Annotated in this window: 21 protein-coding genes and 1 tRNA gene; 13 read left to right on the plus strand and 9 right to left on the minus strand. The window is 47.2% G+C overall.

The window, feature by feature from the left end:
- The first annotated feature begins 8 nt into the window (after positions 1–8).
- From grxD to ACLSSO_RS13525, 3 genes are read left to right on the plus strand one after another with little or no spacing between them, the layout of a single operon-like run.
- Complete coding sequence (grxD, locus tag ACLSSO_RS13515; RefSeq protein ID WP_295901800.1) at positions 9–314, plus strand: Grx4 family monothiol glutaredoxin; 306 nt, start codon at positions 9–11, stop codon at positions 312–314.
- A 1-nt stretch (position 315) separates the two neighbouring features.
- Positions 316–525 (plus strand): DUF2892 domain-containing protein, encoded by a 210-nt coding sequence (locus ACLSSO_RS13520; protein ID WP_295901798.1) that lies wholly within the window; start codon positions 316–318, stop codon positions 523–525.
- 8 nt (positions 526–533) lie between these two features.
- Positions 534–1,916, plus strand: a complete 1,383-nt coding sequence (locus ACLSSO_RS13525) for an FAD-binding oxidoreductase (protein ID WP_413943130.1) — start codon at positions 534–536, stop codon at positions 1,914–1,916.
- A 373-nt stretch (positions 1,917–2,289) separates the two neighbouring features.
- Here ACLSSO_RS13525 and serA read toward each other — a convergent pair whose 3' ends face one another.
- Positions 2,290–3,507, minus strand: a complete 1,218-nt coding sequence (gene serA / locus ACLSSO_RS13530; RefSeq protein ID WP_413943131.1) for a phosphoglycerate dehydrogenase — start codon at positions 3,505–3,507, stop codon at positions 2,290–2,292.
- A 95-nt stretch (positions 3,508–3,602) separates the two neighbouring features.
- Here serA and ACLSSO_RS13535 point away from each other — a divergent pair, with 95 nt between their 5' ends.
- The 5 genes from ACLSSO_RS13535 to ACLSSO_RS13555 all read left to right on the plus strand — a co-directional run bounded on the left by ACLSSO_RS13535 (position 3,603) and on the right by ACLSSO_RS13555 (position 8,433).
- Positions 3,603–4,961, plus strand: coding sequence for a sigma-54-dependent transcriptional regulator (locus tag ACLSSO_RS13535; protein ID WP_413943132.1), 1,359 nt, complete (start codon positions 3,603–3,605; stop codon positions 4,959–4,961).
- Positions 4,961–5,905: a phosphatidate cytidylyltransferase gene (locus ACLSSO_RS13540; protein ID WP_295901791.1), complete on the plus strand. Its 945-nt coding sequence runs from the start codon at positions 4,961–4,963 to the stop codon at positions 5,903–5,905. The genes ACLSSO_RS13535 and ACLSSO_RS13540 overlap by 1 nt, the downstream gene beginning before the upstream one ends.
- Positions 5,902–6,666: a lysophospholipid acyltransferase family protein gene (locus ACLSSO_RS13545; protein WP_295901788.1), complete on the plus strand. Its 765-nt coding sequence runs from the start codon at positions 5,902–5,904 to the stop codon at positions 6,664–6,666. The genes ACLSSO_RS13540 and ACLSSO_RS13545 overlap by 4 nt, the downstream gene beginning before the upstream one ends.
- Positions 6,647–7,549 carry an MBL fold metallo-hydrolase gene (locus ACLSSO_RS13550; protein ID WP_413943133.1) on the plus strand — a complete coding sequence of 301 codons (903 nt, stop codon included), beginning with the start codon at positions 6,647–6,649 and terminating at the stop codon, positions 7,547–7,549. The genes ACLSSO_RS13545 and ACLSSO_RS13550 overlap by 20 nt, the downstream gene beginning before the upstream one ends.
- A 62-nt stretch (positions 7,550–7,611) precedes the next feature.
- Positions 7,612–8,433 (plus strand): YihY/virulence factor BrkB family protein, encoded by an 822-nt coding sequence (locus ACLSSO_RS13555; RefSeq protein ID WP_413943134.1) that lies wholly within the window; start codon positions 7,612–7,614, stop codon positions 8,431–8,433.
- 3 nt (positions 8,434–8,436) lie between these two features.
- Here the strand turns inward: ACLSSO_RS13555 and ACLSSO_RS13560 are convergent.
- A tRNA-Arg gene (locus ACLSSO_RS13560) sits at positions 8,437–8,513 on the minus strand.
- Positions 8,514–8,666: 153 nt separating this feature from the next.
- Between ACLSSO_RS13560 and ACLSSO_RS13565 the strand changes: the two genes are divergently transcribed.
- Positions 8,667–8,996, plus strand: a complete 330-nt coding sequence (locus ACLSSO_RS13565) for a PepSY domain-containing protein (protein WP_295901779.1) — start codon at positions 8,667–8,669, stop codon at positions 8,994–8,996.
- Between the two features lie 16 nt (positions 8,997–9,012).
- Here ACLSSO_RS13565 and ACLSSO_RS13570 read toward each other — a convergent pair whose 3' ends face one another.
- Complete coding sequence (locus ACLSSO_RS13570; RefSeq protein ID WP_413943135.1) at positions 9,013–10,299, minus strand: ABC transporter substrate-binding protein; 1,287 nt, start codon at positions 10,297–10,299, stop codon at positions 9,013–9,015.
- A gap of 44 nt (positions 10,300–10,343) precedes the next feature.
- Here ACLSSO_RS13570 and ACLSSO_RS13575 point away from each other — a divergent pair, with 44 nt between their 5' ends.
- Both ACLSSO_RS13575 and ACLSSO_RS13580 read left to right on the plus strand, forming a co-directional pair.
- Positions 10,344–10,601, plus strand: a complete 258-nt coding sequence (locus ACLSSO_RS13575) for a metal-sensing transcriptional repressor (RefSeq protein WP_295901775.1) — start codon at positions 10,344–10,346, stop codon at positions 10,599–10,601.
- 96 nt (positions 10,602–10,697) lie between these two features.
- Entirely contained in the window at positions 10,698–11,585 is an 888-nt protein-coding gene (locus ACLSSO_RS13580; RefSeq protein ID WP_413943136.1) for a DUF1259 domain-containing protein, read from the plus strand.
- A 2-nt stretch (positions 11,586–11,587) separates the two neighbouring features.
- Here ACLSSO_RS13580 and ACLSSO_RS13585 read toward each other — a convergent pair whose 3' ends face one another.
- The 3 genes from ACLSSO_RS13585 to ACLSSO_RS13595 all read right to left on the minus strand — a co-directional run bounded on the left by ACLSSO_RS13585 (position 11,588) and on the right by ACLSSO_RS13595 (position 14,767).
- On the minus strand, positions 11,588–13,393 hold the full coding sequence (locus ACLSSO_RS13585; RefSeq protein WP_413943137.1) for a hypothetical protein: 1,806 nt from the start codon (positions 13,391–13,393) through the stop codon (positions 11,588–11,590).
- Between the two features lie 92 nt (positions 13,394–13,485).
- Positions 13,486–14,310 (minus strand): type IV pilus modification PilV family protein, encoded by an 825-nt coding sequence (locus tag ACLSSO_RS13590; RefSeq protein WP_413943138.1) that lies wholly within the window; start codon positions 14,308–14,310, stop codon positions 13,486–13,488.
- 100 nt (positions 14,311–14,410) lie between these two features.
- A complete protein-coding gene (locus ACLSSO_RS13595; protein ID WP_413943139.1) occupies positions 14,411–14,767 on the minus strand; it encodes a hypothetical protein in 357 nt (118 codons plus the stop codon).
- Between the two features lie 419 nt (positions 14,768–15,186).
- Here ACLSSO_RS13595 and ACLSSO_RS13600 point away from each other — a divergent pair, with 419 nt between their 5' ends.
- Positions 15,187–15,984: a hypothetical protein gene (locus ACLSSO_RS13600; protein WP_295901765.1), complete on the plus strand. Its 798-nt coding sequence runs from the start codon at positions 15,187–15,189 to the stop codon at positions 15,982–15,984.
- Positions 15,985–16,008: 24 nt separating this feature from the next.
- Here the strand turns inward: ACLSSO_RS13600 and ACLSSO_RS13605 are convergent, their stop codons facing one another.
- Positions 16,009–16,740: a DUF4423 domain-containing protein gene (locus ACLSSO_RS13605; protein ID WP_295901763.1), complete on the minus strand. Its 732-nt coding sequence runs from the start codon at positions 16,738–16,740 to the stop codon at positions 16,009–16,011.
- Positions 16,741–17,045: 305 nt separating this feature from the next.
- On the opposite strand from ACLSSO_RS13605, the gene ACLSSO_RS13610 reads away from it, so the two are divergent.
- Positions 17,046–19,040: a hypothetical protein gene (locus tag ACLSSO_RS13610; protein WP_413943140.1), complete on the plus strand. Its 1,995-nt coding sequence runs from the start codon at positions 17,046–17,048 to the stop codon at positions 19,038–19,040.
- A 26-nt stretch (positions 19,041–19,066) separates the two neighbouring features.
- Here ACLSSO_RS13610 and ACLSSO_RS13615 read toward each other — a convergent pair whose 3' ends face one another.
- Positions 19,067–24,169 (minus strand): kelch repeat-containing protein, encoded by a 5,103-nt coding sequence (locus tag ACLSSO_RS13615; RefSeq protein WP_413943141.1) that lies wholly within the window; start codon positions 24,167–24,169, stop codon positions 19,067–19,069.
- Between the two features lie 16 nt (positions 24,170–24,185).
- A complete protein-coding gene (locus ACLSSO_RS13620) occupies positions 24,186–26,909 on the minus strand; it encodes a beta strand repeat-containing protein (RefSeq protein ID WP_413943142.1) in 2,724 nt (907 codons plus the stop codon).
- Positions 26,910–26,917 lie beyond the last annotated feature (8 nt).

Raw genomic sequence — 26,917 nt, forward strand, 5'->3', positions numbered from 1 at the left:
GGATCACTATGTCTACTACACACGAAAGAATTGATAATATTTTGAGCCAAAACAAAATCGTACTTTTCATGAAAGGAACGCAACAGTTCCCCATGTGCGGTTTCTCTGCGCGTGCTTGTGCTATTTTGCAAGACATCGGCGTGCAATTCCACGACGTGAACGTTTTGGACGATGAAGAAATCCGCTCTGGTATCAAAGAATACGGCAACTGGCCGACAATTCCGCAACTTTACATCAACAAGCAGTTGGTGGGCGGAAGCGATATCATGATGGAAATGTACCAGTCTGGCGAACTTCAAGAGCTATTGAAGTAATATGAGATGTAACGTCGCCGTTTGGGACCGCATTTTAAGATTTATCTTTGGCGTGATTCTGACGACTTACGCCATCGCAGGCGGTCCTTTTTGGGCGTACGTTGGCATCTATGGTCTTATCACAGCGGCTTGGGGCTTGTGTCCCTTGTACGCTTTCTTTAGAATTAGAACTCTGAAAGATTTCCACCGAGCCATTCCTGACGAAGAATAGGATGTTGTATGTCGACGGCCCTCATCGAGCTTGAAAGTTTTTTGCAAAAAGACCAAATCAAAACCGACGAGGAGAGCCTCAAGTATTGGGGTAAAGACTGGACGACGTACTTCGACATCAAAGCTTCGGCGATTGTTTTTCCTCGTAAAACCGAAGACGTTGTCGCCCTTGTCAAATGGGCGCGCAAAAACAAAATCGCTCTTGTACCTTCCGGAGGCCGCACGGGTCTTTCAGGTTCTGCGGTGGCCACTCAAGGTGAAGTCGTTGTGTCTTTTGATCAAATGAACAAGATCAAAGATTTCAGCCCCGTTGATCAAAGTGTCGTGATCGAGCCTGGTGTTGTGACCGAAGCTCTTCAAGAATTTGCGCATTCAAAACATCTTTTTTATCCCGTGGATTTTGCGGCGACGGGTTCTTCGCAAATGGGCGGAAATATCGCCACCAATGCGGGCGGTATCAAAGTCGTTCGTTATGGCCTCACTCGTGAGTGGATCGCGGGTCTTAAAGTTGTCACAGGAACGGGTGACGTTCTAGAACTCAATAACGGTCTTGTGAAAAATGCGACTGGTTATGATCTTCGTCATTTGTTTGTCGGCTCTGAAGGAACTTTGGGTTTTATCGTTGAAGCGACAATCAAGTTAGCTCCGGCTCCCCCACCGATGAAAGTTTTGGTGATGGCCGTCAGTGGCCTTGATGCTGTGATGAAAATCTTTGCGGAGTTTAAAACTAAAACGTCTTTGGTGGCGTTTGAAATGTTCTCTGATAAAGCGCTTAAAAAAGTTTTGGAAAACACGGGCCTGCCTGCGCCTCTTGAGACTCAATCTCCGTTTTATGTTTTAGCGGAAGTTGAAACTCGCAACGAACAAGATGAAGAACATGCTTTGGGTGTGTTTGAAAAATGCCTGGAAGAGGGTTGGGTTCTTGACGGCGTGATCAGTCAGTCGGATGTGCAAGCAGCGACTTTCTGGCGCTACCGTGAAGACATCTCAGAATCTTTGGCAAAATATTCTCCGTACAAAAACGACATCGCTGTGACGATTTCGAAAGTTCCTCCGTTTATGGAAGACCTTGATAAAGTTTTGGCGCAAGCTTACCCGACTTGGGAAGTGGTGTGGTTCGGTCACATTGGTGACGGCAATTTGCATATTAACATCCTAAGACCCGCTGGAATGACGAAGGAAGAGTTCGTCCAAGAATGCCGCAAAGTCGATGTCATGGTTTTCGATACTGTGAAAAAATATAAAGGTTCGATCTCTGCAGAACACGGCGTGGGTTTAACAAAAAAATCTTTCCTCAACTACACACGCTCAAACGCCGAAATCGAAATCATGCGCGGGATCAAGAAAGTTTTCGATCCAGACAACATCATGAACCCCGGGAAAGTTATTTAGGTGCCTGCTTCTTTTTTCTGGCTACAACGCGTTTCAAAAAGGTACGGCGTACCTTTTTGCAAGGAAAGCCTTAGCAAAATTTATTAAGTAAGTGCCCTCGCCAGTCCTCCATGACTCAATACCAATCCGGGATTTTCAGTCCCGACCTTGGAACAAACCTTGAATGAAAGGGCGTCTGTTTAACTTTAAAGCGACTTAAGTTTGATAATTATTAAAAGGATCATCCAAATAATAACTAAAAGGCCTTTAGTAACTTTTAAAATTCGCCGAAAACGTAAATACTCACTTTTACGCATATCGGACCTCCTCGGTAGTTTCGGACCGGGAAGGCCACTTAAGGGGATCTGGCGAGAGCAAGATCCCCTTAGTGCATTTAGTAGACCACGCGTGTGCGGATCGAACGACCTAGTTTTCCAATTTCTACTGCCAAAGCATCTGCGTGAGTGGAGTGAACGTCCATCACGAGATAACCGATTTTTTCGTCGGTCGAAAGATATTGTCCCTCGATATTCGCGCCGGCTTTCGAGATCAAACCGTTGATTTCTCCAAGAACGCCGGGTTCATTTTTGTGCACGTTCAAAATACGTGATGTTCCCTGCTTCACTGGCAAATCCACATTCGGGAAATTCACTGCTCCTGATGATGAACCGATTTTCAAATAACGGCGGAAACTTTCTGCGACTTCCATGCCGATGGCGTACTGCGCTTCTTCGGTACTTCCCCCGATGTGCGGAGTGAGGATCACGTTAGATACACCCTGCAACGGAGACTTAAATTTTTCTTTGTTGCTTGCAGGCTCTTCTGGGAAAACGTCGATCGCACAACCGGCGATGTGTCTTGATTTCAACGCATCAACCAGCGCTTCAATCACAACAACCGTTCCACGGCTCGCGTTGATTAAGTAACTTCCTTTTTTCATCATAGAAAGTTCTTTGGCGCCGATCATGTCTTTGGTTTCTGGAGTTTCAGGAACGTGTAAAGTTACAAAATCGGAAACAGAAAGAAGTTCTTCTAACGAACTTTTTGCAACTGCATTTCCAAGAGGTAATTTCTTAAGCACATCGTAGAACACCACGCGAAGTCCCATCGCTTCAGCCAAAATACTCACTTGGCTTCCGATGTGACCGTAGCCTACGATGCCGACAGTTTTGCCGCGCACTTCGCGCGAACCTTCTGCCGATTTCACCCACTCACCGACGTGAGCTTTCGTGTTCCGATCGCCTAATTGACGAGACAAAGAAATCATTTCTGCAATGACAAGTTCAGCCACTGAACGTGTGTTCGAGTGAGGCGCATTGAATACCGGAACTCCGCACTCTCGCGCAGTCATTAAGTCGACCTGATTTGTACCGATGCAGAAGCAACCGATTGTTGTCAGTTGTGGATTTTTTCTGAGAACCTCGGCAGTGATTTCTGTTTTTGAACGAATGCCCAGCACGTCGTAATTCGGAAGAATCTTTAAAAGCTCTTCTTCAGAGGGCGCGTGAGAGATCAAATCGACTTTAAATCCCTCAGCAATAAGTGTGTCTCTAGCAACCGGATGAATGTTTTCAACAAGAAGAATTCTGAGAGCGCTCACGGGCACCTCCAACTTCCTTAAGTTTAATCACAAAGTAGGCCTTCGTCACTACTGACTATGCGCGAAATGAGTAGTCAAAGGACTCCTCACAAGCCAGACTGGAGGATATGGCATCAACTCGAGTTTTTTCTCTACTTATCGTCGACGATGATCCGTTGGTTCATCAGTCTTTAAAGATGTGTTTGCCGACTCATTGGAAGGTTTTTTCAGCTCCCAAGCTTGAAGCCATTCAATACGAGCGTTTCTATCACGCCGCTTTCGTGGACATGCATTTGGAACCAGGCTCGACCAAAGCAGCGGGACCTCAGGTCATCGAAAAGCTGATCAAGCATAACAACCAACTTGAAGTGGTCGCGATGTCAGGGGACTTAAGTCGCCCCTTGATGGAGAGCTGCCTTAAAGCCGGCGCGCAAAGATTCCTCGCAAAACCTTTGATGCCGGAAGAGATTCTTTTGATCTTAGAAAAAATCGAAGCTCTTTGGGATTTGCGCAGCATGGACCCAAGCGCAAGTCGTCACAGCGCACGCTGGGTCGGTAGTTCTCAAGCTTCGCAAAAAATTAAAAAACGCATTGCCGATCTTCGCGGTGAAACAAGTCCGGTGTTGATCGAAGGTGAAACAGGTTGCGGTAAAGAAGTGGTCGCGCGTCTTTTGCACGAACAAGAAGGCGATCGTCCTTTCATTGCCGTGAACCTTGCGAGCATTCCTGAAAATCTTTTTGAATCCGAAATGTTTGGTCACGTAAAGGGTGCCTTCACCGGCGCTGAACAAAACAAAGTGGGTCTTACGGAAGCGGCCAATGGTGGAGATTTATTCTTAGACGAAATCGAAGCCTTGCCACTGAGCCAGCAAGCAAAACTTTTACGCTTCCTCGAAACCGGCGAAGTCCGCAGAGTGGGAGCAAAAGAAAGCTCCCAAGTAAAAACACGCGTGATTGCTGCAAGCAATAGATCCTTGGAAAAAATGGTTGCCGCTGGAGAATTCCGCGAAGACTTGCTTTACCGTTTGGCTTCTCAGCGTATTGACCTTCCACCATTGCGTGAACGCCTTGAAGATATCGATGAGCTTGCAAAACATTTTCTAGAAGCAGAACGTCCTCGTCGCAATAAAACAATTGCTGAAGATGGACTTGCGTCTTTAAAGAAATACAACTGGCCCGGAAACGTGCGTGAACTGAAACGCGTTTGTGAACAACTGAGCCTGATTTCTCCCCTGCCATTTATTCGTGAAGAAGATGTCACCAGTTGGTTGAGGCCGACAGCGACGCCTGTAGGGGCTCCTTCTTACACGACGATTGATTTTAACAAAGGACTTAACACTTTGGTGGAAGAGTTTGAAGCGCATGCAATTCGCACGGTTTTAAAACAAACTAGTGACATTGAAGCGGCGGCGAAAATTCTGCAGGTCTCGCGTTCAAATCTTTATAAGAAAATCAAAGACTACAAAATTGAAGAGGAACCTTCGTAATGAATTTTTTCGACATCAGCTTTCCAATCCGCCTCAATATGCCAACAGCTTGGGAAAGCCATATTTATCGCCAAACTGTTTTGATTGTTCTTTCGATCATCTTTGTCTCTGGTGCGATCATTTTCTTTTTTAGAAACAAGAACTATTACTTCGTTCAATCATGGGCGAGCATTAAGAGTTGGCTGATTGCAGCTCCTTTGATGTTCTTGGTGATGGGCCTACCTGAACCATGGCCTTTGGTGTTTTTGACTATCCTGGCAATTGCGGGAGCTAAAATTTTTTTCCAAATTATGGGAATGTTCCATCGCAGTAATTTCGTTTTGATCTGTTATGCGGGAATTATTGGTCTGGGTGTCTGCGCATGGTATGACCGCTTGGACATTTACAACTCTATGCCGATGGTGGTCTTGGGCGCCAGTTGCCTTGTGCCGCTGATACGCAACTCTTATAAACGCATGATTCAATACATGTCGTTGACTCTTCTCGCATTTATTTTCCTGGGCTGGTCTTTCATGCATTTGGGACTTATCTTAAAGTTTCCGAATGGCGTCTACCAAGTCATGTACTTGATTATCCTCACAGAGTTCTGCGACAACACGAACTTGGCGGTTGGACGCTATATCGGTGGTTGGAGAATGTTCCCCGGAATCAACCCTCGTCGTACGGTGGGAAGTACGGCGACATCCATTGCCCTCACGATCTTTCTTGCAGGTTGCATGAGATTCCTTTTACCAGACGGTTCTGACAAATACTGGTTGGCATCAGGTCTTGTCGCCTCTTTAGGTGGATTCGTCGGTGACCTTGTGATGACAGCAGTTCGTCGCGATGCCGGAATGAAAACCGTGGGACCTTTTATTATCGGGCGTGGAGATTTCCTTCACCGTGTGGATAGATTGATCTTTGTTGCTCCGATTTATTATTATGTGATGACGGTTCTACTATGAAAGATTGGAACTACGATAACGAGCAGTGGACCAAACTGCCGACTTACTTAAAACACTTACCGCTGTTCACACGTCATATCGACATGTTCAGCGTGTTCATGCGTTTTTTGTGGTCGATCTTTCTTAAAAACCTCGCTTTTAAATTTTATATTCGCCTACAGGTCAAAGGAACTCCGTTTAAGGAGATCTACGCGACTCAGCCGAAGTTAATTATTATCAGCAATCATGCAAGTCACTTGGATGCGGTTTCTATCGCAGCTTCCATTCCTCGCCGTTATTGGTTGAATCTTTATATCGCTGCCGCAAAAGATTACTTCTTTACGAATGCGCTTTTCACATTTTTTTCAAAGCACTGTTTGGGCGCCATTCCAATCGACCGCAAAGACCGTAAGGGTGAAGCGATCAATTTGATTTTAAAATTACTCACGGAACTTCCTCGTATGTGGTTGATTATTTTCCCTGAGGGCACACGCTCCAAAGATGGGAAAATTCAGGAATTCAAACGTGGGGTTTCTATTTTCTCTGAAAGAACGCAAACACCTCTTTTATTCACATATCTTGAAGGCAATATGGAACTTTGGCCAAAAGGTCAGCCGATTCCATTGCCGGGAAAATTGGTTTTGCACGTTGGTCCGGTTCATCCGCCAGGACCGATTCAACAGGTGTATGCTGCTTATAAAGAGTGGGTGTTGACGATCAACCCTGAAGCCTTCGCGAAAAAAGAGGAGGAGGATACTAAAAATGACTCCGAACAACTTTGATATCGAAAAAACAAAATTAACAGTTGGAACTTATGAAGTCTGTCCGATCCCTACGGGCCTTTTTGGCTTGGATGGTGGCGCGATGTTTGGAACGGTTCCAAAAGTTTTATGGGAAAGATCCAATCCTCCAGACAATAAAAACCGCATTCCTATGGAAGCGCGCGCTTTGCTTTTAAAATCTCCGGGATGCAACGTTTTGATTGATACCGGAAACGGCAAAGACTTCGTCGCAAAATACGGCGAAAAATTGGGAAATAAATTTGCTGAGATGTATGCGATGGAGGAAAGCGGTCCCTCACTTCTGAAATCTTTGGCGACTCACGGATTAAAACCTGAAGACGTCCATCACGTGATTCTCACTCACCTGCACTTTGATCATGCCGGTGGTGCGACAACAGAGCGCGATGGCAAATTGGTTCCGACTTTTCCCAAAGCTCAATACTACGTGCAAAAAGGAAATCTCGAGACGGCCAGCCATCCCAATTTGCGCGAAAAAGCCAGCTACTATGCCGCGAACTTTCAGCCATTAATAGACGCTGGAGTTTTAAAAGTGATCGACGGTCCTCAGGAAATCCTTCCGGGAATTTCGGTTCTTATCTCCAATGGTCATACGCAAGCCCAGCAAGTCGTGAAAATCACCGACGGCAAGACGACGGTGCTTTATTGCGGCGATATGGTTCCAACAAGCTCTCATGTCAAAATTCCATGGCTCATGGGATATGATCTTCATCCTTTGACGTTGATGGAAGAAAAGCAAAAGCACTTAAGTGCGGCCGCTGACCAGCATTGGTATCTGTTCTTTGAACACGATCCATACTGCGATGCTGCTCTTATTGAGCGCAGTGGGCACGACTTCGCTGTTCAAAAAAGATTCCAGCTCTAGAAAGATTTATGTTACTCTTGCGCCGGGCGCAGGATGTGAAACTGAACTGCGCTGGGGTAAGAATGAGTCCGTTGGTTGTTAAAGCAAACATCACTATGAAAACCTTGTGGAGCGTTTTGAAAGACACGCTTCAACAGATGCGCGATGGGGAGCTGGCTCTTGTCGCCGCTTCTTTGTCTTTTTCAACGGCCATTGCTTTGGTTCCTTTTATTGCTGTGGTGCTAGCGACTTTTCAATCCATTGGCGGCCTTGAGGCTTTTTACCCTAAGGTCGAAGCCCTTCTTCTTGCGAATATGAGAGAAGCAGCGGGAAGTGACGTCACGAAATTCATTCGTATTTTCTTAAAAAATATCAATGCCGGAAAATTAGGAACGACGGGAGCGGTATTTTTATTTATCACCTCGATTCGCCTGCTTCACGATATGGAAGTGGGAATTCACCGCGTTTGGAATCAACGTAACACGAGACCTTTTTACAAACGTCTGATCTATCAATGGGCTTTGATTCTTGTGATTCCCGTTTTTTTAGCGATCTATGTGGGCTTTACTTCCCTTGAACAATTTCAGTTCGTCCACCGAGTGGTGCCGGCTGCGGTTTCAAACTCCGTGGTTTTGGTCGGCACCTTGTTTTTGATTTATAAGCTAGTGCCCGATTTGCAAGTGCGCACGAAAGCGGCGTTTGTAAGTTCCTTATTAGCGGCTTTGACCTTGTACGGAGTTCATAAAACTTACTCGATGCTGGCTATTAAGTTTTTTGCTTACAATAGAATCTATGGATCGTTTGCGGCTCTTCCGATTCTTTTGTTATGGATTCTCACGATTTGGTATGTGATCTTAGGAGGAGTGGCTCTGTGTGCTTCCCTACAGAAACGACACGTTGCGTAAAGATGGTGATTCCGGTACGACTCGAACGTACGACCCTCTCCTTAGAAGGGAGATGCTCTATCCAGCTGAGCTACGGAACCCCCGTATCACTTTGTCAGTGAACCTTCTTTATAGGGGTTTAAGCCCCTGATTTCAAGCACTTCTTTTGTATCTTTCCAAAGTCTCTATATAGTTCTACCTCCATTTCAACTTCGGCGCCAACGTAGGAACTATATACGAAAGGAGAAATCCCGATGAAAATTTCAAGACTTCTAACGACTGTTTTGGTTTCGACATTGCCCTTTGCCACCGTTCAAGCAAAAGACTTCACAGGCTCTATTAAAGTGGATCGCTTTAAAACTTCAGACTATGCTTCACAAGCGAAAGTCAGCATGCAAGATGCGATTAATGCCGCTGAAAAAAAGGTTCCTGGGAAGGCCATCGAAGCCGAACTTGAAAGTGAACACGGCTACTTGATATATGAAATCAAAGTGATGAAAGAAGATAAGAAGAAAGCGAAACTTAAAGTGGATGCCGGAAATCTTGCCATTCTCTCTATCGACGACCACGTTCTTACAGAATAAAAGCCAACCGGCGCATTCACGCGCCGGTCTTCTTTGACCACTTGATAAAAATCACATTCGCTATCAACACGGCGGCGAGAGAACCGTACACTAAGTATTTAAAATCTTCCGTATTAGGCAGCAGACTCCCCAAAGCGAATAATACAAGCGTTGCCAAAGTCGTCATAAGGTAGCTCAAAGAGTTCAGCTCTCCCCGCTTTGCTTCGGGAATAAGACGCTGGCGAAGTTCAAATTCGCCATTGGAAAATCCATAAAGTCCCACGCGAGATAAAAGAATAAATACCAGGAAAATGTAAACGGCCAAGTTTCCTTGAAAACTAAAAGCGATAATCGCGCCGATCAACATCACACCTTGAAACGCAAGATGCGCCTTTGAGCTTTTAATAATTCCTATTTTTTCAACCAGCATTGGAAAACTCAGTGTCGACAGCAAACCAAACATGGCTCCAAGTCCCCGAAACAAACCGATTTCTGATTCCGGCAAGGCCATTTGGTCTTTCAAATATCCGGCCAACAAAACGCCGTGAGGACTAAGAACGGATAACCACAACAACGCATAACTAAAGATCAAAGGAAAAATGGGATTCGTTAAAGCCTTTTTCAAATCAATCTGAAAAAGGTCTTTCCAACTTTCAGTCCCGCTGTTTATTTGCTTCTTCACATTTGAACTATTCACGACGTTCTTTAGCAAAAGATATTCGGGAACAAAAGAAACCAAATTCCATGCGGCAATTATCAAGAGCCCAAAAAGATGAATAGAGGAAAGATCAATGGCATAAATAATTCCCGCCACTATAGGAGCTCCCACTTCCGTGCCAAGATCAATTCTTCTTAGCCAACTGTTAAACCAAGTAAGACGCTCACTTGAAACCAGCAATGGAGCCAAATCATTTCCCACGGCTATATCCGTGATGACAGAGCCTAGCGACGCGAAAATTCCAAAAAAGCAAAGAACCGCAAAAAGCAGCAGTATCGATGGATCCGATAAAGACAAACCTGCGTGGCTCGTTTTATCCAGATACCAAAAGCAAATGATTCCTCCGAGGACCGCGAAAAACTGAATCCAGACTCCCGCCGTGACCACACGACTTCGCTGATTTGAATCAATCCACTTTCCAGCCGAAGTCGTTAGAAGAAAAGTTCCGATCTTAACCATCAGGTAATAAAGGGCGGCGATTTGCAACCGACCCGGAAACACATGCAGTAATGCGAAAGGAATTACAAAATCCCAAGCCTGATCGCCAGAGCGAGTTAAGAATCTGCCTAAGAGCAATTTTCGTTCAATATTAAAAAACTTTATCACGGTGTTTGACATCCTATCCCCGGGGAGGGGATACTCATATCCGTATGAGCCACAAAAAGCAACATCTCAGTCATAAAGAAGTCTCGAAAAGACTAAAAAGAGCAAAGGGACATCTCGAAAAAGTCATTCAAATGCTCGAAGACGAACTGCCTTGTGTCGACGTTGCACGACAGCTTCACGCCGTCTCTAACGCTATCATTGCGGCTAAAGGCACATACATTCACGATCACATTGAACATTGCCTGGACGGCAAGCATGTCGACTTGGAAGAACTTAAAGAAATTACGAAATATATTTCATAAAGAGCACGTCATCTAACAGGTCACGTCTTTTGGCAATCTCCACATGCCTGTCTTTAACGACCCTCCGAACTATGCGACACTACCGCAGAGGGTTTTATGAAAATATATATTTATTCACTCGCTGCGATCCTTTTCCTCATTTTGCAAAATAAAAAAATCCAAGCAGAGACGCCGAAATTAGATATCAATACCATAGAAAAAGCCGTCGGCATGAAAGGTGAATTCAACGACAAAGAGCAAGTGTATAAAGTTAGCTATCCGCGAAAAGACCTTGAAGTCGTTGCCAGCGGAGTGAAAGTCACTCCCGCCCTGGGGCTCACCGCCTGGGCTGCATTTACCGGGGCCGGTGAGCACACAGCTGTCATGGGAGATATCGTTCTGACCGAAGACCAAGTTCACCACGTGATGTCTGCTGCTTTAGATGCGGGCCTTGAAGTGACAGCTCTTCACAACCATTTTTTTACCGACAATCCCAAGATCATGTTCATGCATATTAGCGGCATGGGATCGGCAGAAAACTTAGGCTCCTCCGTAGGTAAAGTGTTTTCAGCCCTCAAAGAATCGACAGCGATGAAATTTCCTACGGCTTCTATAGATCCTTCGAAAACTTCTCTGAATCCGAAGATCATTGAAACTGCGATGGGACGCACGGGGGTTTTTAAGGACGGCGTTTATAAAATCACTGTAGGACGAAAAACGAAAATGAATGGTCACGAAATGGGAAATGCCATGGGCGTTAATACCTGGGTTGCGTTCGCTGGCTCTGATAAAATGGCCGTTGTTGATGGCGATATCGCGATGACAGAGAATGAACTGCAACCCGTTTTGAAAGCTCTTCGACGTGCTAAGATCCGCGTGGTTGCGATCCACAATCACATGACTCAAGAAAATCCTCGAATCCTTTTTCTTCACTTTTGGGGCCTTGGTCCCACTCTTGAATTATCTAACGGGATTAAGTTGGCGCTAGATACTCAAAAGTATTGACTCTACCTGATATAGTTCACGGCATTTGCTGGCATTACAACCGGAGCGTCCTGACATTTTTCAGGACGACTTCCAAGAGTCATCGTCGAGGCAACGCCAGCCCCTGTGAATTTCATAATGATCGTCAGAGGACTTCCTATCAAACCGTTCAGATCCACCGTTGATGTTCCCTTGATGTCATAACAGTAAAGAACATCGGGCTTGGTCTTTTCAAAAGGGACATTGATATTCGCATCGGCAATTTCGCTGTTGATATAAAATCCCCAGTTTCCATTCGCACCTTCCGGACCTTTCGTTCCGATACTGAAAACTTGCAGCTTCGGATCTAAAACATTCCACGTTAATACCGTGTGAAGACCGAAGTTCTCAAATTCCTTTCCCGTTGATTCTGCCCAGAACCAGTAACCGCGCGCAGTTCCTTCCATATCCATCGAGACAGTTCCGCATCTTCCTTTGCCTTGTGTTTTATCGGCATCGTTAGCAATAGATTTTTGTTTTCCAGTGTAATCACTGAAACGAAGATTGAAGAGATTGCCTAAGCCCGGAACAGCGTAATCCGCTGGACACACAGCGTGTGTATCCCAAGAATTATGACGATTTGGATTGATAAAAGATGTTGGAGCTTTCATATCCAGCGTCGTCATGTCCAAAGCAATCGCACCGTTGGGATTTTGAAAACTTCCCAGAACATCCATCGTTGTCACCGGGATATTGACCTTAAGATGGCAGTTCACAAAGAAAGCACTTCCCTCTAAATAAGGCTCATCACATTGACCCTTGTCGAAGTTTTGATCTTGCAGACTTTGCAATTTCGGATTTTCCAAATACAGATTATGAACGTGAGCAAAATGCACAATGATATCCGAACAGCTTTGCAGCATAAGCTGATAATCATGGAAATCAAATGCCGTTGTGCCATCAGGATTTTTCTTAGGCTGTCCCGTCGCTTCGTCCTTAGGCGCTCTTCGCGTAAGAATCGCCTCCGTGATTCTCCCATTCAGCGGAGAAATCAAAAGCGCATAGTGACTTTGATTGTGATAAAAATAAACATGAGAAGTTGGGAAAAGATGTCCTCCCTGTCTTGAGCCTCCTAAAGGAATAAGACCTTCAAAATATTCCGTTTCAATCGGAGAGCGTTGAATCACCTGAGAAGATGTGCAGGAGGGCAAACTCTGCATTTCCGTACTTACTCTTTTCCAACTCATCGGAGTGATGAAAACAATTTTAGAAACTGTCGTTAACTCAGCCACCGTGATCCATTGTTTATCCAATAACAATTGCAAAGGTCCGATTTTCTGCCCAGCGTTTGCCAGCTTTTGCTGGTCTTGCAAATAAGTCTGACAATTCGCCCCTGTGCCGGAATCCTTTAACTCGATTGTTTTCGTGAAAATAAAGACACCTGTGTCACTGCTTGAGAAATCCGCCTTGAGCTGAGATGTCATTTGCAAAAGACATCCGTATTTGGAATCAATGGAATCCGAGCTCACTTCTGCAAGCGATGTACCTTGAAAATTTTGAGACACAGGTTGCAAAACGACTTCAACGGGATTGTTTTTAAAACCCAGATCGATCAGACCAAAACGTGCCGTGGCTTTATCCTGCAAGTATTCAATATCGATATTCCCAATGGGCTTTTTAAACGGAACTTCATTCGGCAACTGATCCAGAGGCGAATTGAAATTTTTTGCACCAATTACAACTTCAACGTTGGGATTCGCCCCATCCAAACTCCAAGTGCCTTGAGGATTAAAAACACCAAGAGGTCCGGGGGGAAGCGGGACTGGTGAAGGAGTGGACGGATTCTTCACAGAAGATCCTCCACAACCGGTCAGAGTGAAAACAAGTGCTGCTACGACGATGTTATGAAAATGTCTCATAACAAAAAGTGTAGCGAAGAAACTTACTGCAAATCAAAACAAACAGCAACGCACGCGACCTGCCCACACCCCATGGGAGCATAACCACGCCATGAAGTCGCATCTGCCTGGACTCGACATTTGTAGTCTCCTGCGGCCACAGCCGTTGACCCCACATCATCATCTGTCGCCGTCAATGTGCAGATTCGATTGGCCTGCAACGGCTTTAAAAGAAGACCACCCGACGGTGTCGCGCAAAAAGGATGATAAGAGACGTTTGCAAACTGTGGAACGTGTTCACCAAGACAATTCATAATTCGCGCGGCGGAGGGATTGCTGGTATCCACCGTCAGCACTGTCGAAACCGTGACGGGTTTCAGCGCGCGCACCAAACGGTCTGAATCAAAATGCACTTCCCAACGACCAATGTAGGTGCCACCACTTCCGCTTTCAATTTTGAGACGAATCAAATTAGGAACTAACGACGGATTGCCCGAAAGAGGTTGATTTAATTGTGCGACCACGGGACCTGGGGTCGCTCCATTTACTTGTGCATAAAGAGGACGCGAAGGAGTTACATATTGCGGAGTTGTTGGTGACAATGCCGTTGAATTGAACGTCAAAGCCGTTGGATTATTCAAAATAAACTTACAGGTGGTTCCATCCATCATCGCCGACTGCAGGAGCTTTTCAAAATCCATCGAAGCCAGTTTTTCAGTGATCGCCCGACTTTCCCGTTGTTGTTGTACCTGCATAGAGGCGAATCCGGCCATGATGATCGCCATGATTCCTACGCTCACTAAAAGTTCAACTAAAGACATTCCATTTTGAGTCAATAAGATACAGGCTCGACGACCAGACACGTTCATAAATGGACTCCTGCTCTGGTATCGGCATTATTCGCGCATAATTAAAAAAGAATCTCTCTAATTATCAAACTGAGATGATTTTTCCGGCGGCTTTCAATCATCACTGCTCACGGGGACTCTTTTGCAAATGCCTGCCGCTGCTACAAAGCACTTCTACAACATCACCATCGTAAGCAAGATAACTGTGACCATAGGTATTAAAAGACAAGATGGCTCCTCTTGAAGAAGAACCATTGATATCGGAATCATTCACCGATACAACTTTGGAATCATCCCGGTAAAGGATAAGATAGGTTTCGGCCGCTCGTTTTGCCATACGGACCGTGAGCGTTTCTTCACCCCCATCTTGAATGATGGAAACTTCCAAAGATTTAGCTGCATTCGTACATAAAAGCTCAGTGGCTTGGCCTACTGAACTCACACTTAAAATTCCCATGAAGATATAAAACAGTTTCATTCGTTCCTCCGCCGCCACCTCATACAACAAACCTGTTATTTTTGAGAAGCCTTCGCCGCTTCGCTTGTTTTCTTACAAAGAGCTGCCACTTTCGCTTTCGCTCTATTCCGTCGAACAGTTTCAAATCCACGACGGAGGTTAGTTTTTGACAAAACCAGAGAAGCGTATCAATTTGAGCCCGTATTTCCGCATCCTTTCGCTCCGCTTGTCTTCCCTAATTTCTAGATGAGTGGGGCTTTTTTTATTCTCGTTGTTCGATTGAAAACAAGAAACACAAATCTATTTTTTCTCTCTTTGTTGGCATCAAATACGCATCTCTTTTCTTTTGTAAACAACAGGTGAAATACGGCGGACATGAGCCGTAAAGCGCGCAAAAACGCTCCCACCTGTAAAGTTTGTGTACTGAGAAGGAGAGAGAAATGAAATCGAAAATTGCCGTTATTGCCCTTGCGTGGACGTTACTACCCCTTCCTGCTTTAAGTTCCGGTTCGCGATCCGCGACCGAAGCGTCTCACTGTGAGACATGCACCATTCAAACATCTGCAGGTCCGCGCATGAAAAATAATTTGCCGTTCGTCGCAGCAACGCTGACTGATATCAACGACAAATTGGATTGGGGCGCGAAGTGCGAAAACTTCGTTGACGACGAAAAGATGGGTGCCTGGGCAAAGGACATTCGCGGGATCTATCTTTCAAGCGATTTTAAGAATCTCGACGAAGGCGCTCGCGACATTCACCGTTTGTGTCCGACATATAGTGAAATGAAACCCACGGATAAAGCCAACTTCTGGGTGCTTGTCATCAATGCCATGGCTCACTATGAAAGTACTTGCGATAAAACGGAAACTGCTAAAGGACCTAACGGAAGCTTAATCGGTCTTTTGCAACTGCATCACGGTAAAGAAGGCGTCTATTCAAAAGGATGCTCAAATGGCGACGGCAATACGGCGCAAGGAACTTTCCGCTGCGCACTTTCCATGCTCAACGATCAGCTTCGCCGTGACGACAATCTTTTTAGCAACAAGTCTTACTGGGATGTTCTAAGACCTAAAGCGGCCAGCAAGCGTGTACCTAGAATCACCAAAGCGATTCAAACTTACACACCTTGTTTTGATGAATCAAAACTCAACGTCAGACAAGCTTCGCACAGCGATCAGGAAATCTTCGAAGCACTTAAGGCGATGGAAATCAGAAAAACAGATTCTTACGATATGTAAGAAATGAAAAAACGGGATAAGAAATTATCCCGTTTTCTTTCCCGGCAAAAGCTGAATGCCCAGCGTGTAAACTTCTGAACATTCCCCTTCAGAAAATTTTTGATAAACTTTCCGCCAACATTTTTCGAGTTCTTTTTTGGCCATGGGTAGCTTTTCAGGATTCACAGCCATGGTGATGTAGACGATCTCGCGGTCCTGCGGCGAAACTTCCGCGCAGATTCTTTTGATTCTTTCTAAACCGTCTAAATAAAATTTCTGAATATTGTGAGACGTCTCACCGTTGCCGGTGCCATTCCGTCTTTTCACCCAGCGTCCGTCACGCTCTTCAAGCAAGCCCAGCTTCTGTAAAGAAGCCAAGGCCTGCTCTGTTTCTTCAAGACTCATTCCTGTCTTTTGTGCGAGGCTTTCCTTGTCCGTTCCCGCTCCCGGCAAATCCAAAGCGGCAAGAACCAAGTAGAAGTCGATATTCCCGACGGGAGGCGTTTCAATCTCCGTCGCCGAACGAGTTAAAGAGTATTTTATCTGATCGGAATAAAGTGCCAGCACATGGGCATTTTCGTTTTCCGAAAGATGCAGTCCCTTGACGAGCTTTTCCAAAACTTTTTTGGAGAGCGGCCGTTTCGCATTAAAAATTTCTGAAAGATGACCTGGAGACATGTCCAACCGTTGAGCCAGTCCTCGTAAGGAAAAGCGCGGGTTGGTATTTTTTAATTCTTCAAATTTCGACTTCAAAAAACTATTCAGTTCATCACTCATCAAATGTCCCCTCAAAAAAATTATGCCTTAAACCTGAAGTTCTACAATTTCTTCCGGCACAAATTGAAAAACCATGTCTAAGTATTAATGCTTCTAAATAAAAAATCTTTATCTAATATGAGAGTGATTTTTATAAACGTTCGATGGTTTTGATCAAACGGAACTCTTCTCGAAACAAGTACTAAATTTGCACTCTCCACTTCTGACTCTATGGTTGTCGTGTGTATTAGCTAAAGCGGCCCTTCGAAGCCCTCGCGACATCCTGAAAAGGCACTTTGCCAAAACGTTAAACAGTGGAGCTCTTTGTGAAGCGTGCGGTTTTATCAGTGACTGTCCTTACATTTTTGGGTGGAACTTCCTCGTGGGCAGCAAACACTCAAACCAAATTGTCTTCGGCTCAAGTGCCAGAAGCTTATAGCTGTCCTCTGTTTGAAAACCGTCCCCATGCTGAGCTTATTTCAGCTATTGACACTCTGAGCGCTCAAGTCAACGCCTCCCCCGAGTGCACAGGCAACCCTTCTGCCAAATCTTTTGGTGAGAATGGGGAAACCATTAAAAAAAGTATCGTTGATATTCAATCTGCGATTAAAGAATCCAAATCTACTCAGGTGAACTCGGCCGCTCTTGAAAAATCTATGACCGATGCCCTTGCCGCCGTTGGCAACATTGGTGACGTTATTAACAACAATGAATTCCTGAACTCCCGCTGCGGTCGTCAAGTGATGTCGACAGGGAAAGTGCTTTTAGCCGTCAATGACGTCGTCAACGGTTTGGCACCTTACGCACTTTTCGCCGTTTCCATGAATGCCGCTCTAAAGCCAGCTTTGCCGTTCGTGATCGGCGGAGCTGTTGCCACCAGTGGGATCTCAGCGATTTCCAAAATGATTGATCAAAACACTTTGGACATGTCGAAACCAAATCACCGCAAAGCTCTTTTGGAAAACGTCTGCCAATTCACGAAGATTGCAAAAAAAGTTCGCTTCGTACAACTGGCTCAAAGCGGAAAGATCGACACCATCACCAAAGAACTCGAACAAAACGTGGCGTTGTACAATGCCCGCTTTGGCCAACCCAGCAAGGGACTTGCTTCGACATTGGCTTTTAAAGATTCCACTGAGAAATATCTGAATGGCTTCCGTACGGAGGTCAGCTCTGACAAAGATTACTTGGCTGTCCTGGAAAACCAAGTGGCAAACAATGCCGACGATCTTTTGATGTGCAGCCTTTCGATTGAACTTGTCAAAACCGCGACCTCTTCGACTGTTTTCCCGATGTCGAGCTTTTTAAATCTACAACAACTGACTCAAGATTCTTCAAAGACTGAAAAAATCCAAGCAGCGGCTTTGATGGCTATGAACAATCGCGCGATCAAATCTTTGACGGACTATGCAACAGGTCCTATGGAAGATCCGGCTTCTTGCGCGAAGATGGGAAAATCATGGTTGCAAAGCATTCACCAGGCTTTAAGTCTTTCAGAGCGCTCAATCGAGAAGAAGCAAAGCGATCTTGATACGGAGCTTGGTAAAAATGCGGAATACCGCCAATGGAAAGCACGCTATTCTTTGCTTCAAACAGATATCGTCACTGTGAAACGCGTTGAAAAAGCGATGGAAGAACTTTCCAAGGACACTTCAATCATTGATCGCTCTGAATTTGCACAGCGGATGGTTTCTTTGAAAGCAGGACTTTTTGGTTCTCGCTTTCGTTGGAACTTTGGCAAATCTCCGGTCTTTGCGTGGATCGAGCACACAAAAAGCATGCACGATCAAACGATCGGTGCCTTCACCGCCGGTATGAAGGCCTTGCGTGAAGAATCTTTAAGCCTCACAGAGTTTGGAAGACGCCTTTCAAAAAAATTCCGCATCGCTGGAGTTCGCGTGGAAGGTTTTAACACGTTAGATATGATTTACCTGGCCCGCGACGTAAAAGTCACAAAGGCACTTTCAAATCTGACTTTGAAAACTCTTCCTGTCGGTTCGCGTGACAACGAAGTCGTTTGCCAACAGTTAGAATCAGCGTGGTTGGACTGGTCAGCCGCTTTGGATCACTTGGGTGCTATTCAGTTTTTCTGTGACATGATTGATCCTGTCTTAGATGTGAAGGTCGATACAAAAATCATCTCTGCGTGCCGAGGACAAGGTTTGCCTGAAACACAGAATGGTTGGAATGGCTCCCCTTCGCTTTACGAAAAAGCGAAGCTGAGACTAAAAAGCAATGGGTACCAAGCGGATGCCCAATTGGTGAGTCAAAAACTCAAAGAGCTTCAGTGTCCGATGCCAGAGATTTCTGTGATGAAATAAAAAGCGACAGCTCGGAACTTGAAATTTTATTTCACTCGGAAACGCCACAGATCTCCCAGATCGCCGACACCTGTGGCGCCATAACCGTAGCCGCCATAAACCCAGAAGTTCCCGTTAAGATCTTTCCAACCGATACCACCTTGGCGACAACCTGGCGTGTTCACAATACTAGGAACTCCCAAGGTTCCAAAAGTTCCCGCCGATGTCGAAGTGGGTGTTCCCGTCATCCACGTCCATTGATTTGTTGTGATGTTGTATCGCCACAAATCGTTGGTGTAAGTCAAAGAAGAGTTTCCTGAAAACAGCCATAGATTATTATTCGAATCCGCCCAGCCCACGGTAGAGTATCGCGACCTTGGTTGATTCGTGGATGTCGCAATTCCCAGAGTGCCCGTGCTGCCAACCCCACCTGTCGTGTTAGGGCCTGACATCCACGTCCATTGATTGGCAGCGACATCATATTTCCATAAATCACTCAGATAACTTCCTGCCACGCCACCGAAGAGCCACAAATTCCCAGAGGCATCCACCCATCCTTGCGCCCCATAGCGCGCGCCCGGAGTATTTGCTGGATCTGCCACACCCTGAGTTCCATAAACACCGGCAGCACCCGTCGTGTTAGAGCCCGTCATCCACGTCCATTGATTCGTTGAAGGATCGTATTTCCAAAGATCGTTGAACTGCGATCCGTTCGTTCCTCCAAAGAGCCACAGATTGCCGTTGTTATCTCTCCACGATGTTGATTTATAACGGGCTCCTGGAACATTGGCGGCGTTCGGAGTTCCCTTCGTTCCGTAAGTCGCAGTACCTCCACCCGTGCTGGCTCCCGAAATCCACGTCCACTGACTTGTTGACGTGTCGTATTTCCATAAATCATTCCAATAGGCGGAAAAACCATTGCCGCCGAACATCCACAGATTTCCGCTGCTGTCACTCCAACTCACGGCGCTGTTACGCGCTCCCGGAACGTTGGAAGCCGACGGAGTTCCTTTCGTGCCGTAAGTTCCCGAGGCATTGGCGAGGTTCGAACCCGACACCCACGTCCAATCTCCCGTGGCGGTATTGTACTTCCAAAGATCATTCAAATTTCCATAGTCGTTGTTGCCGCCGAACATCCATAGAGTGCCATTTGAAGCCACCCATGAAACAGCATAAGCTCTGCCGATGGGCGATGGTGGAACTGGAGCCGGAGATCCTCTTGTGCCGTAGGTTCCGATTTCGTTCACAACGTTAGAGCCCGACACCCACGTCCACTCATTGGTGCCCACATTGTATTTCCAAAAATCATTATTGCTCCCGCCGTTGTAACCGCCAAAAAGCCAGAAGGTATTTGTGGCGTTGGACCACGAGGCCGTACCGTAGCGAGCATCGGGAATATTCGAGGTGGATGGCACTCCTTTCGTGCCCCACGTGCCGGCAGCATTTGTTCCGCTGGGACCTGAAACCCACGTCCACTCTGTCGTCGTCGGATTGTATTTCCAAAGATCATTCAGACGGCCTCCGCTCGTGCCTCCGAACAACCACAGATTATCGCTCGTATCAACCCAAGAGGCGCCGTCTCGGCGACCTCCCGGAATGTTGGCTGTCGACGCCACGCCTTTGGTGCCGTACACGGCACTTGCACTGAGAATCGATGTTCCTGAAAACCAACCCCACTGATTCGTCGCGGGATCATACATCCACAAGTCACCCAAATAACCGGAGTTGTAAATGTCACTGTCGCTCACCCCGAAACCACCATACATCCAAAACCTGCCCGAAGAATCTCGCCAACCGAAAGCACCGTAGCGGCAGCCGGGTACCAACGGCACCGAAGCGGGCGACCCTTTGGTTCCATAGACACCGCTTACGACTCCCGAAGTAGCACCAAAGATCCACGTCCATTCATTTGTGCTCGGATTGTATTTCCAGACATCGTTCAAATGTGTGAGACCACCGCTGGCACCGTAGCCGTATCCGCCGAAAAACCAAAAATTTCCCGAAGCATCGATACTCGGAGCATACCCTCGACGCGCGCCCGGAGCATTGGCCGTCGAAGGAACGCCTCTCGTGCCATAGACACCATTCGCATTGGCGGTATTGTTTCCAGAAATCCATGTCCACTGATTGCTGACGGGATCATACTTCCAGAGATCGTTAAAAAATGAAGCACTGCTGTCATTACCGCCAAGCAACCACAACTTGTCGCTGCTGTCCTTCCACCACGCCATTAAGTAGCGCGCTCCAGGAATGTTGGATGAAGCCGCCACACCCTTGCTCCCATAAACACCTGTCGCACTGACAAACGGAGATCCCGACATCCACATCCATTCTCCTGTTGTCGGGTTGTATTTCCAAAGATCGTTCAACACGTTTCTTGTCAGAGACGTGCTTCCGTTTCCGTATCCACCAAACATCCACAAGTTGCCGCTAGAGTCGATCCATCCCGCTCCCCCATGGCGTGATCCGGGAAAAGGAGGAACCGCCGTCGAAGTACCAAGAGTGCCGTACACTCCATAAAATTTTGCGAGATTTGAACCTGAAACCCACGTCCACTCATCCGTACTAGGATTGTATTTCCATAAATCGCCATAGAAGACGGAACTGCTGTTCACAATTCCGCCAAACATCCAAAGATTATCACTGCTATCGACGAAAGCACCGGCGTTGCTGCGAGCGCCGGGAGTGTTTGCTGTGGATGCAACACCTTTGATGCCGTACACAGGTATCGCTCCTGTCGTGTTGGCACCCGACATCCACGTCCATTGATTTGTGCCAGGGTTGTACTTCCATAAATCACTTCGGTAGGAGGAATCAGAACCACCGTACACCCAAAAATTTCCGCCGGAGTCTTTAAAGCCCGTAGACAAAGCCCTTCCGCCCGGCGTGTTGGCGGCCGCAGGAGTTCCCTTGGTTCCATAAACACCCGATGGGTTTACTGAACTCGAACCCGTCATCCACGTCCACTCTCCTGTGCCCGGGTTGAATCTCCACAAGTCATTGAGATAAGTGGCTGTTCCATTTCGTCCACCGAAAATCCAAATATTGTTGCTGCCGTCGATCCATCCAAGGTGCTCTGTTCTTCCTCCAGGATAGTTCGATGTCGACGGAGTTCCTTTTGTACCGTAAACTCCCGCAGCATTTGTGGTGTTCGCACCCGAGATCCAAGTCCACTCGCCTGTTCCCGGATTGTACTTCCAAAGATCATTCAAATAACCGGTACCGGCACTGGCGTAACCAGATCCCCCGTACAACCAAAAATTTCCGCTGGAATCTAGGACCGTGCTGTGATTGACCCTCGCGCCAGGAATATTCGCCGTCGAGGGAGTTCCTTTCGTCCCGTACGTTCCCACCGAATTTGCAGAACTCGCGCCCGACATCCACGTCCATTGCCCTGTGCTCGGATCAAACTTCCACAAGTCGTTCAGATAACCGCCACTGTAAAATCCGCCGAAAACCCAGAGGTTGTTACTCGAATCAATCCATCCTGCACCCCAAGCACGCGCTCTCGGAGAGTTGGATGCCGCAGCGACACCCTTCGTTCCGTAATTTCCAGGATCACCGTTCGTCGTCGTGCCAGAAATCCATGTCCAGGTGTTGGTGCTGGGATTGTATTTCCAAAGATCGTTTGTTGTACCCCAAGCTCCCTGGCCTCCGAAAGTCCACTGATTGCCACTAGAGTCTATCCAAGTGACAGCACCTGAGCGCGAACCCGCGACAGGAGGTTCCGCCGCTGAAGACCCTTGTGTGCCGTAGACACCGTAACCGTCTTGCGCCGTTGTTCCCGACATCCACGTCCACTGCCCAGCGCTGATGTCATACATCCATAAATCACCGTAAGGAATATTGATGGAGCCACCATACATCCACAATTTATTTCCGTCAGACCATCCAATGCCGCCGTACCGGGCTCCCGGCGTGTTGGCCGCTGCCGCAACTCCTTTGGTTCCGTAGACTCCCGCGGGATTAAAACTTCCGTCGATACTTCCCGCTACCCACGTCCATTCCAGAGTGCCAGGATCAAATTTCCAAAGACTGTTGTGATAAGAAGGTCCATTGAACATTCCGCCAAAGAGCCAAAATTTTCCGCTGCCATCCACCCACGTCGTTGCATACGCGCGGCGAGTGGGAATGTTGGCCGTCGAGGGCACTCCCTTTGTTCCCGGAACTCCCACCTGATTTGTCAGATAAGATCCTGAGATCCAAGTCCATTGATCCGTTGTCGGATTGTATTTCCAGAGATCACCAAAATAATTATTCGAGGAAGGACTGACGCCTCCGAAAATCCAAAGATTTCCGCTGCTATCTGTCCAACTGGCGGCTCCAAGGCGAGAACCGGGAACAGGAGGCGTTGGAGCCGAACTGCCTTTTGTTCCGTAAACGCCATATTGATCCGTCTGATTCGAGCCGTGAACCCACGTCCATTGATTTGTCGTCGGATTGAATTTCCAAAGATCATTGAAATAGCCTGGAGACTTTGAACCCCCGGACAACCAAAGATTTCCGCTGGTATCAATCCACGTCACTCCTGAAAAACGCGCGCCCGGTGTATTTCCCGGAGCCGCAACTCCTTGAGTCCCGTAAGTGCCGGTTGCATTGGATGTGTTCGAACCCGTCATCCACGTCCACTGATTGCTTGTCGGATTGTATTTCCAAAGATCGTTGAAGATAGTTCCACTTCCGGCATCACCGCCGAACAACCACAGGTTGCCGCTGGTATCGACCCACGACATACAGTACTCGCGAGCACCAGGAACATTCGTGTCAGCACTGACTCCTTGCACTCCATAATTGGAAGTTCCGTTCGGAGCGCTGGAACCTGAGATCCAACTCCACTCATTGGTGCTGACATTGTATTTCCAGAGATCATTGAAATAATTGGCTCCACTGAACGAATAACCGCCGAAGAACCATTTGTTACCGCTGGAGTCTGTCCACGTGCAGGCCCCTTGGCGTGCTCCGGGAGCCGGTGGTGTTGCGGCACTTGAACCTTGATTTCCGTAAGCGCCTGTTTCATACGGCGTGCTTGGTCCGCCCATCCACGTCCACATCGACATAAATCTTTTTCCGATGACAGACATGCTGCGACCGTTGAAGGCGTAACTGGAAGAGAAAATTAAAAACACTGTCGCTATCAGCGCTTTACGCATAAAAAATTCCTTTTTCTTAATATTGAGCGGCGACTCCGCAATAAACGGCGACAGCTCCGGTATTAAGAACAACACAGCTGATCACGCTTGTGCTGCCGGAATTAACTAGGAAACCCGGGTAGCTCGAACCTCCGCTGCCCCCCGTGGAATTTTTATCCCAAAACACTGCTGTCGTCCCACCGTTGTAACTCACATTGAAAACACTGTTCGTCTGACCCGTCACAAAGAACGTGACCGTCCAAGACATATTTCCTGACGGCCATCCTGTGATCGCCGGAATATTCAAAGTCGTTGTTCCTGAAGCACACGCCGTGAGCGTGTAGAGATTTGTCGTAAAGCCTGTGATGTTCGTCGACGAACAGGAAAGAGTTCCCAGCGCTCCTACTTTTTCAAAATACGCTTGTCGGAAGGTCGCTGCACCATCGACATCCAAAGCCGTTGCCGGTGCATTGGTACCGACACCGACTTTGCCAGAGTTGTAGTAAATATCCGAGCCCGTTGTATTCCACTGGGAAGGCGTTGGAATCGTCGTGTTGCAGATTAAATTTCCTGAACCATCTGACGTGCACATTTTATTGTTCGTGATGCCAGATGTTCCAATCAAAGGAATATTTCCTGAAGCAGTCCCTGTGTCTTTTGTTGCCGCCGTTCCCAAACCAAGATTGGTTCTTGCGCCCGCTGCTGTCGTGGCTCCCGTCCCGCCATTGGCAAGAGCCAGAGAGCCTGTGATAGCCGCGGCTTGGCTGATGTCGATGGCACCAAAATCAGGATTCCCGCCACCAGCAGGAATTCTTAAAACCTGATTTGCAGTTCCGGCTGCTGTTGAAGCCATCGTTGTTGCTGTTGCAAAATAAGGAATTCCTCCCGCAGTGCCGGAAGTGAGTCCCGTACCACCTTTGGTGACGGGCACCGTGTTCAGTGTCGGATTGGGATAAGTTCCTGAAAGATCTCCACCAGCACTTCCCGTCGGAGGAGCCCCCGTCGTCGCAATCGTGATACTACCCGCCGCGTTTGTGATGTTGATACCTGTTCCAGCAGAAAGTGTCGCTGCGACAGGAGCCGCGCCCGTAGAACCCACAAGCAGCTGACCATTGGTGAGGGCTGCGGATTCCACAATGGCTCCCGCATTGGAAACCATGATGCGACCATTGTTTAAAGCCGTCGCGGAGTTTGTTCCGCCATTGGCAATGGGTAAAACTCCTGAGTAAGAAGTCGCTGTTGTTGAAGGAGTTGTCCAAGTTAAATTTCCTGAAGTATCTGACGTCAGCACTTGGCCGTTCACAGTCGCTGCATCTGTGGGAAGTTTTAAAACGTAACTTGTGCCGATGGCTCCTGTGGGTCCTGAGAGAGTCACGGTATTCGAGCCGCTTCCCGCTGTGATCACGACATTTCCTTTTAAGGTCGCCGTCACCGTTCCGGCAGAGAAATTTCCCGAAGCATCACGCTTTACAATCGTGCTCGCCGTGTTTGCATTTGTTGCGGCGTTAGTGGCTAATTCAGCAGCGTGCACATTCGCTGCTGTAGAACCGCCGACAGAGTTGACTGTTGCAGCAACAGAACCCGAGCCACTGGCAGAAACATCGCCCGTTAACGCTGTCAGCGTTCCAGGATTTCCGGCAGGCAAAGTTGCAGGCATCCACTTTGCTCCGTCCCACTGCAAAACTTGATTTGCCGTGGGAGCCGTCGCATCGACAGGTTGATTTTGCAAAGCCACAACTTTGCTGGCACCAATGGAACCTGTGACGTCTCCGGCGAGTCCTACGTTGATGGCTTGGCACTGAAAATTTCCAGTCGCGGAACTCCAGTACATGGTCTCGCTGGCCGTACAATTTGCAGAAGCGACATAACCGTTAAACGCAGTTTGCGTGAGGTAAGTTGCAAGAGCCGCATTCAATCCGGAAACGTCGCTGATCGCAAGCGTGATGGCCGTTTGGCCGGCAGAGGTCAATCGTCCCTGGGCATCCACCGTGAACGTCGCCACCTGGTTTGCAGATCCATAAGAGCCCGCTGTCACAGCAGTATCGGCAAGCTGAATCGTCCCCGTCGTGGTGATAGGACCGCCTGTGAGGCCCGTGCCTGTCGCTATGTTCGTGACGGTTCCACCACTGGCTCCGCTCACACCCGCACAAGTCATTGTGCCTGTGGCGCTGTTCCAGCTTAAAAAAGTATTCGCTCCGCAATTCGGCAAACCCACTTTCGTCAAGAAATCACTGGGAACATTGTCTCCCAATTTTTGCGCTGACTGAGCAAATGCCGAGAAAGGAACTGAACGAATGGAATTATCCGTCGAGATCGTCTTCCAACTTGCACCATCATAAAAAGACACGCGCAGTTTACGTTCATCGCCCATCACAGATGTATAAGTCGTCGCCCCATCTGTGCATGTGTAACTGCCTCCTGCCACCGAACAAGTGCCACAGGTAAATATTTTTGAATTATTAAACGCATCGAGAATTGTAAAACCACCGCCTGTCGGAAACTGCATTGAGCCTTTTCCGATAGCCACGTCGAAAACTCCTTTGGATTTTGCCATATTTACATTGTTCACTTGCTCTTGGTAAATCAAACAGTCGCCAGAGGGATCTAGGATTTGAAATAAAAAAGACACATTCGCATATTCAAGCGGAGTGCCGTCTGTCTTTAGAATACGACCTTGATACGTGAGAGACGCCGGAGATGCTTGAGCCATCCCGCTCATCGCAAAAATCAAAATGATTAGTGGTTTCCATCTTTGAAACACAGTGCCTC

Source organism: Bdellovibrio sp. HCB-162, from assembly GCF_047344985.1.
Lineage (GTDB): Bacteria > Bdellovibrionota > Bdellovibrionia > Bdellovibrionales > Bdellovibrionaceae > Bdellovibrio.

Bases quoted from the DNA above. Each gene is read 5' to 3' on its own strand.
- ACLSSO_RS13580 (WP_413943136.1), top strand. From the start codon at position 10,698: ATGAAAATATATATTTATTCACTCGCTGCGATCCTTTTCCTCATTTTG.
- grxD (WP_295901800.1), top strand. From the start codon at position 9: ATGTCTACTACACACGAAAGAATTGATAATATTTTGAGCCAAAACAAA.
- ACLSSO_RS13615 (WP_413943141.1), bottom strand. From the start codon at position 24,169: ATGCGTAAAGCGCTGATAGCGACAGTGTTTTTAATTTTCTCTTCCAGT.
- ACLSSO_RS13550 (WP_413943133.1), top strand. From the start codon at position 6,647: ATGACTCCGAACAACTTTGATATCGAAAAAACAAAATTAACAGTTGGA.
- ACLSSO_RS13525 (WP_413943130.1), top strand. From the start codon at position 534: ATGTCGACGGCCCTCATCGAGCTTGAAAGTTTTTTGCAAAAAGACCAA.
- ACLSSO_RS13545 (WP_295901788.1), top strand. From the start codon at position 5,902: ATGAAAGATTGGAACTACGATAACGAGCAGTGGACCAAACTGCCGACT.
- ACLSSO_RS13600 (WP_295901765.1), top strand. From the start codon at position 15,187: ATGAAATCGAAAATTGCCGTTATTGCCCTTGCGTGGACGTTACTACCC.
- ACLSSO_RS13555 (WP_413943134.1), top strand. From the start codon at position 7,612: ATGAGTCCGTTGGTTGTTAAAGCAAACATCACTATGAAAACCTTGTGG.
- ACLSSO_RS13540 (WP_295901791.1), top strand. From the start codon at position 4,961: ATGAATTTTTTCGACATCAGCTTTCCAATCCGCCTCAATATGCCAACA.
- ACLSSO_RS13535 (WP_413943132.1), top strand. From the start codon at position 3,603: ATGGCATCAACTCGAGTTTTTTCTCTACTTATCGTCGACGATGATCCG.
- ACLSSO_RS13590 (WP_413943138.1), bottom strand. From the start codon at position 14,310: ATGAACGTGTCTGGTCGTCGAGCCTGTATCTTATTGACTCAAAATGGA.
- ACLSSO_RS13575 (WP_295901775.1), top strand. From the start codon at position 10,344: ATGAGCCACAAAAAGCAACATCTCAGTCATAAAGAAGTCTCGAAAAGA.
- ACLSSO_RS13520 (WP_295901798.1), top strand. From the start codon at position 316: ATGAGATGTAACGTCGCCGTTTGGGACCGCATTTTAAGATTTATCTTT.
- ACLSSO_RS13605 (WP_295901763.1), bottom strand. From the start codon at position 16,740: ATGAGTGATGAACTGAATAGTTTTTTGAAGTCGAAATTTGAAGAATTA.
- ACLSSO_RS13565 (WP_295901779.1), top strand. From the start codon at position 8,667: ATGAAAATTTCAAGACTTCTAACGACTGTTTTGGTTTCGACATTGCCC.
- ACLSSO_RS13595 (WP_413943139.1), bottom strand. From the start codon at position 14,767: ATGAAACTGTTTTATATCTTCATGGGAATTTTAAGTGTGAGTTCAGTA.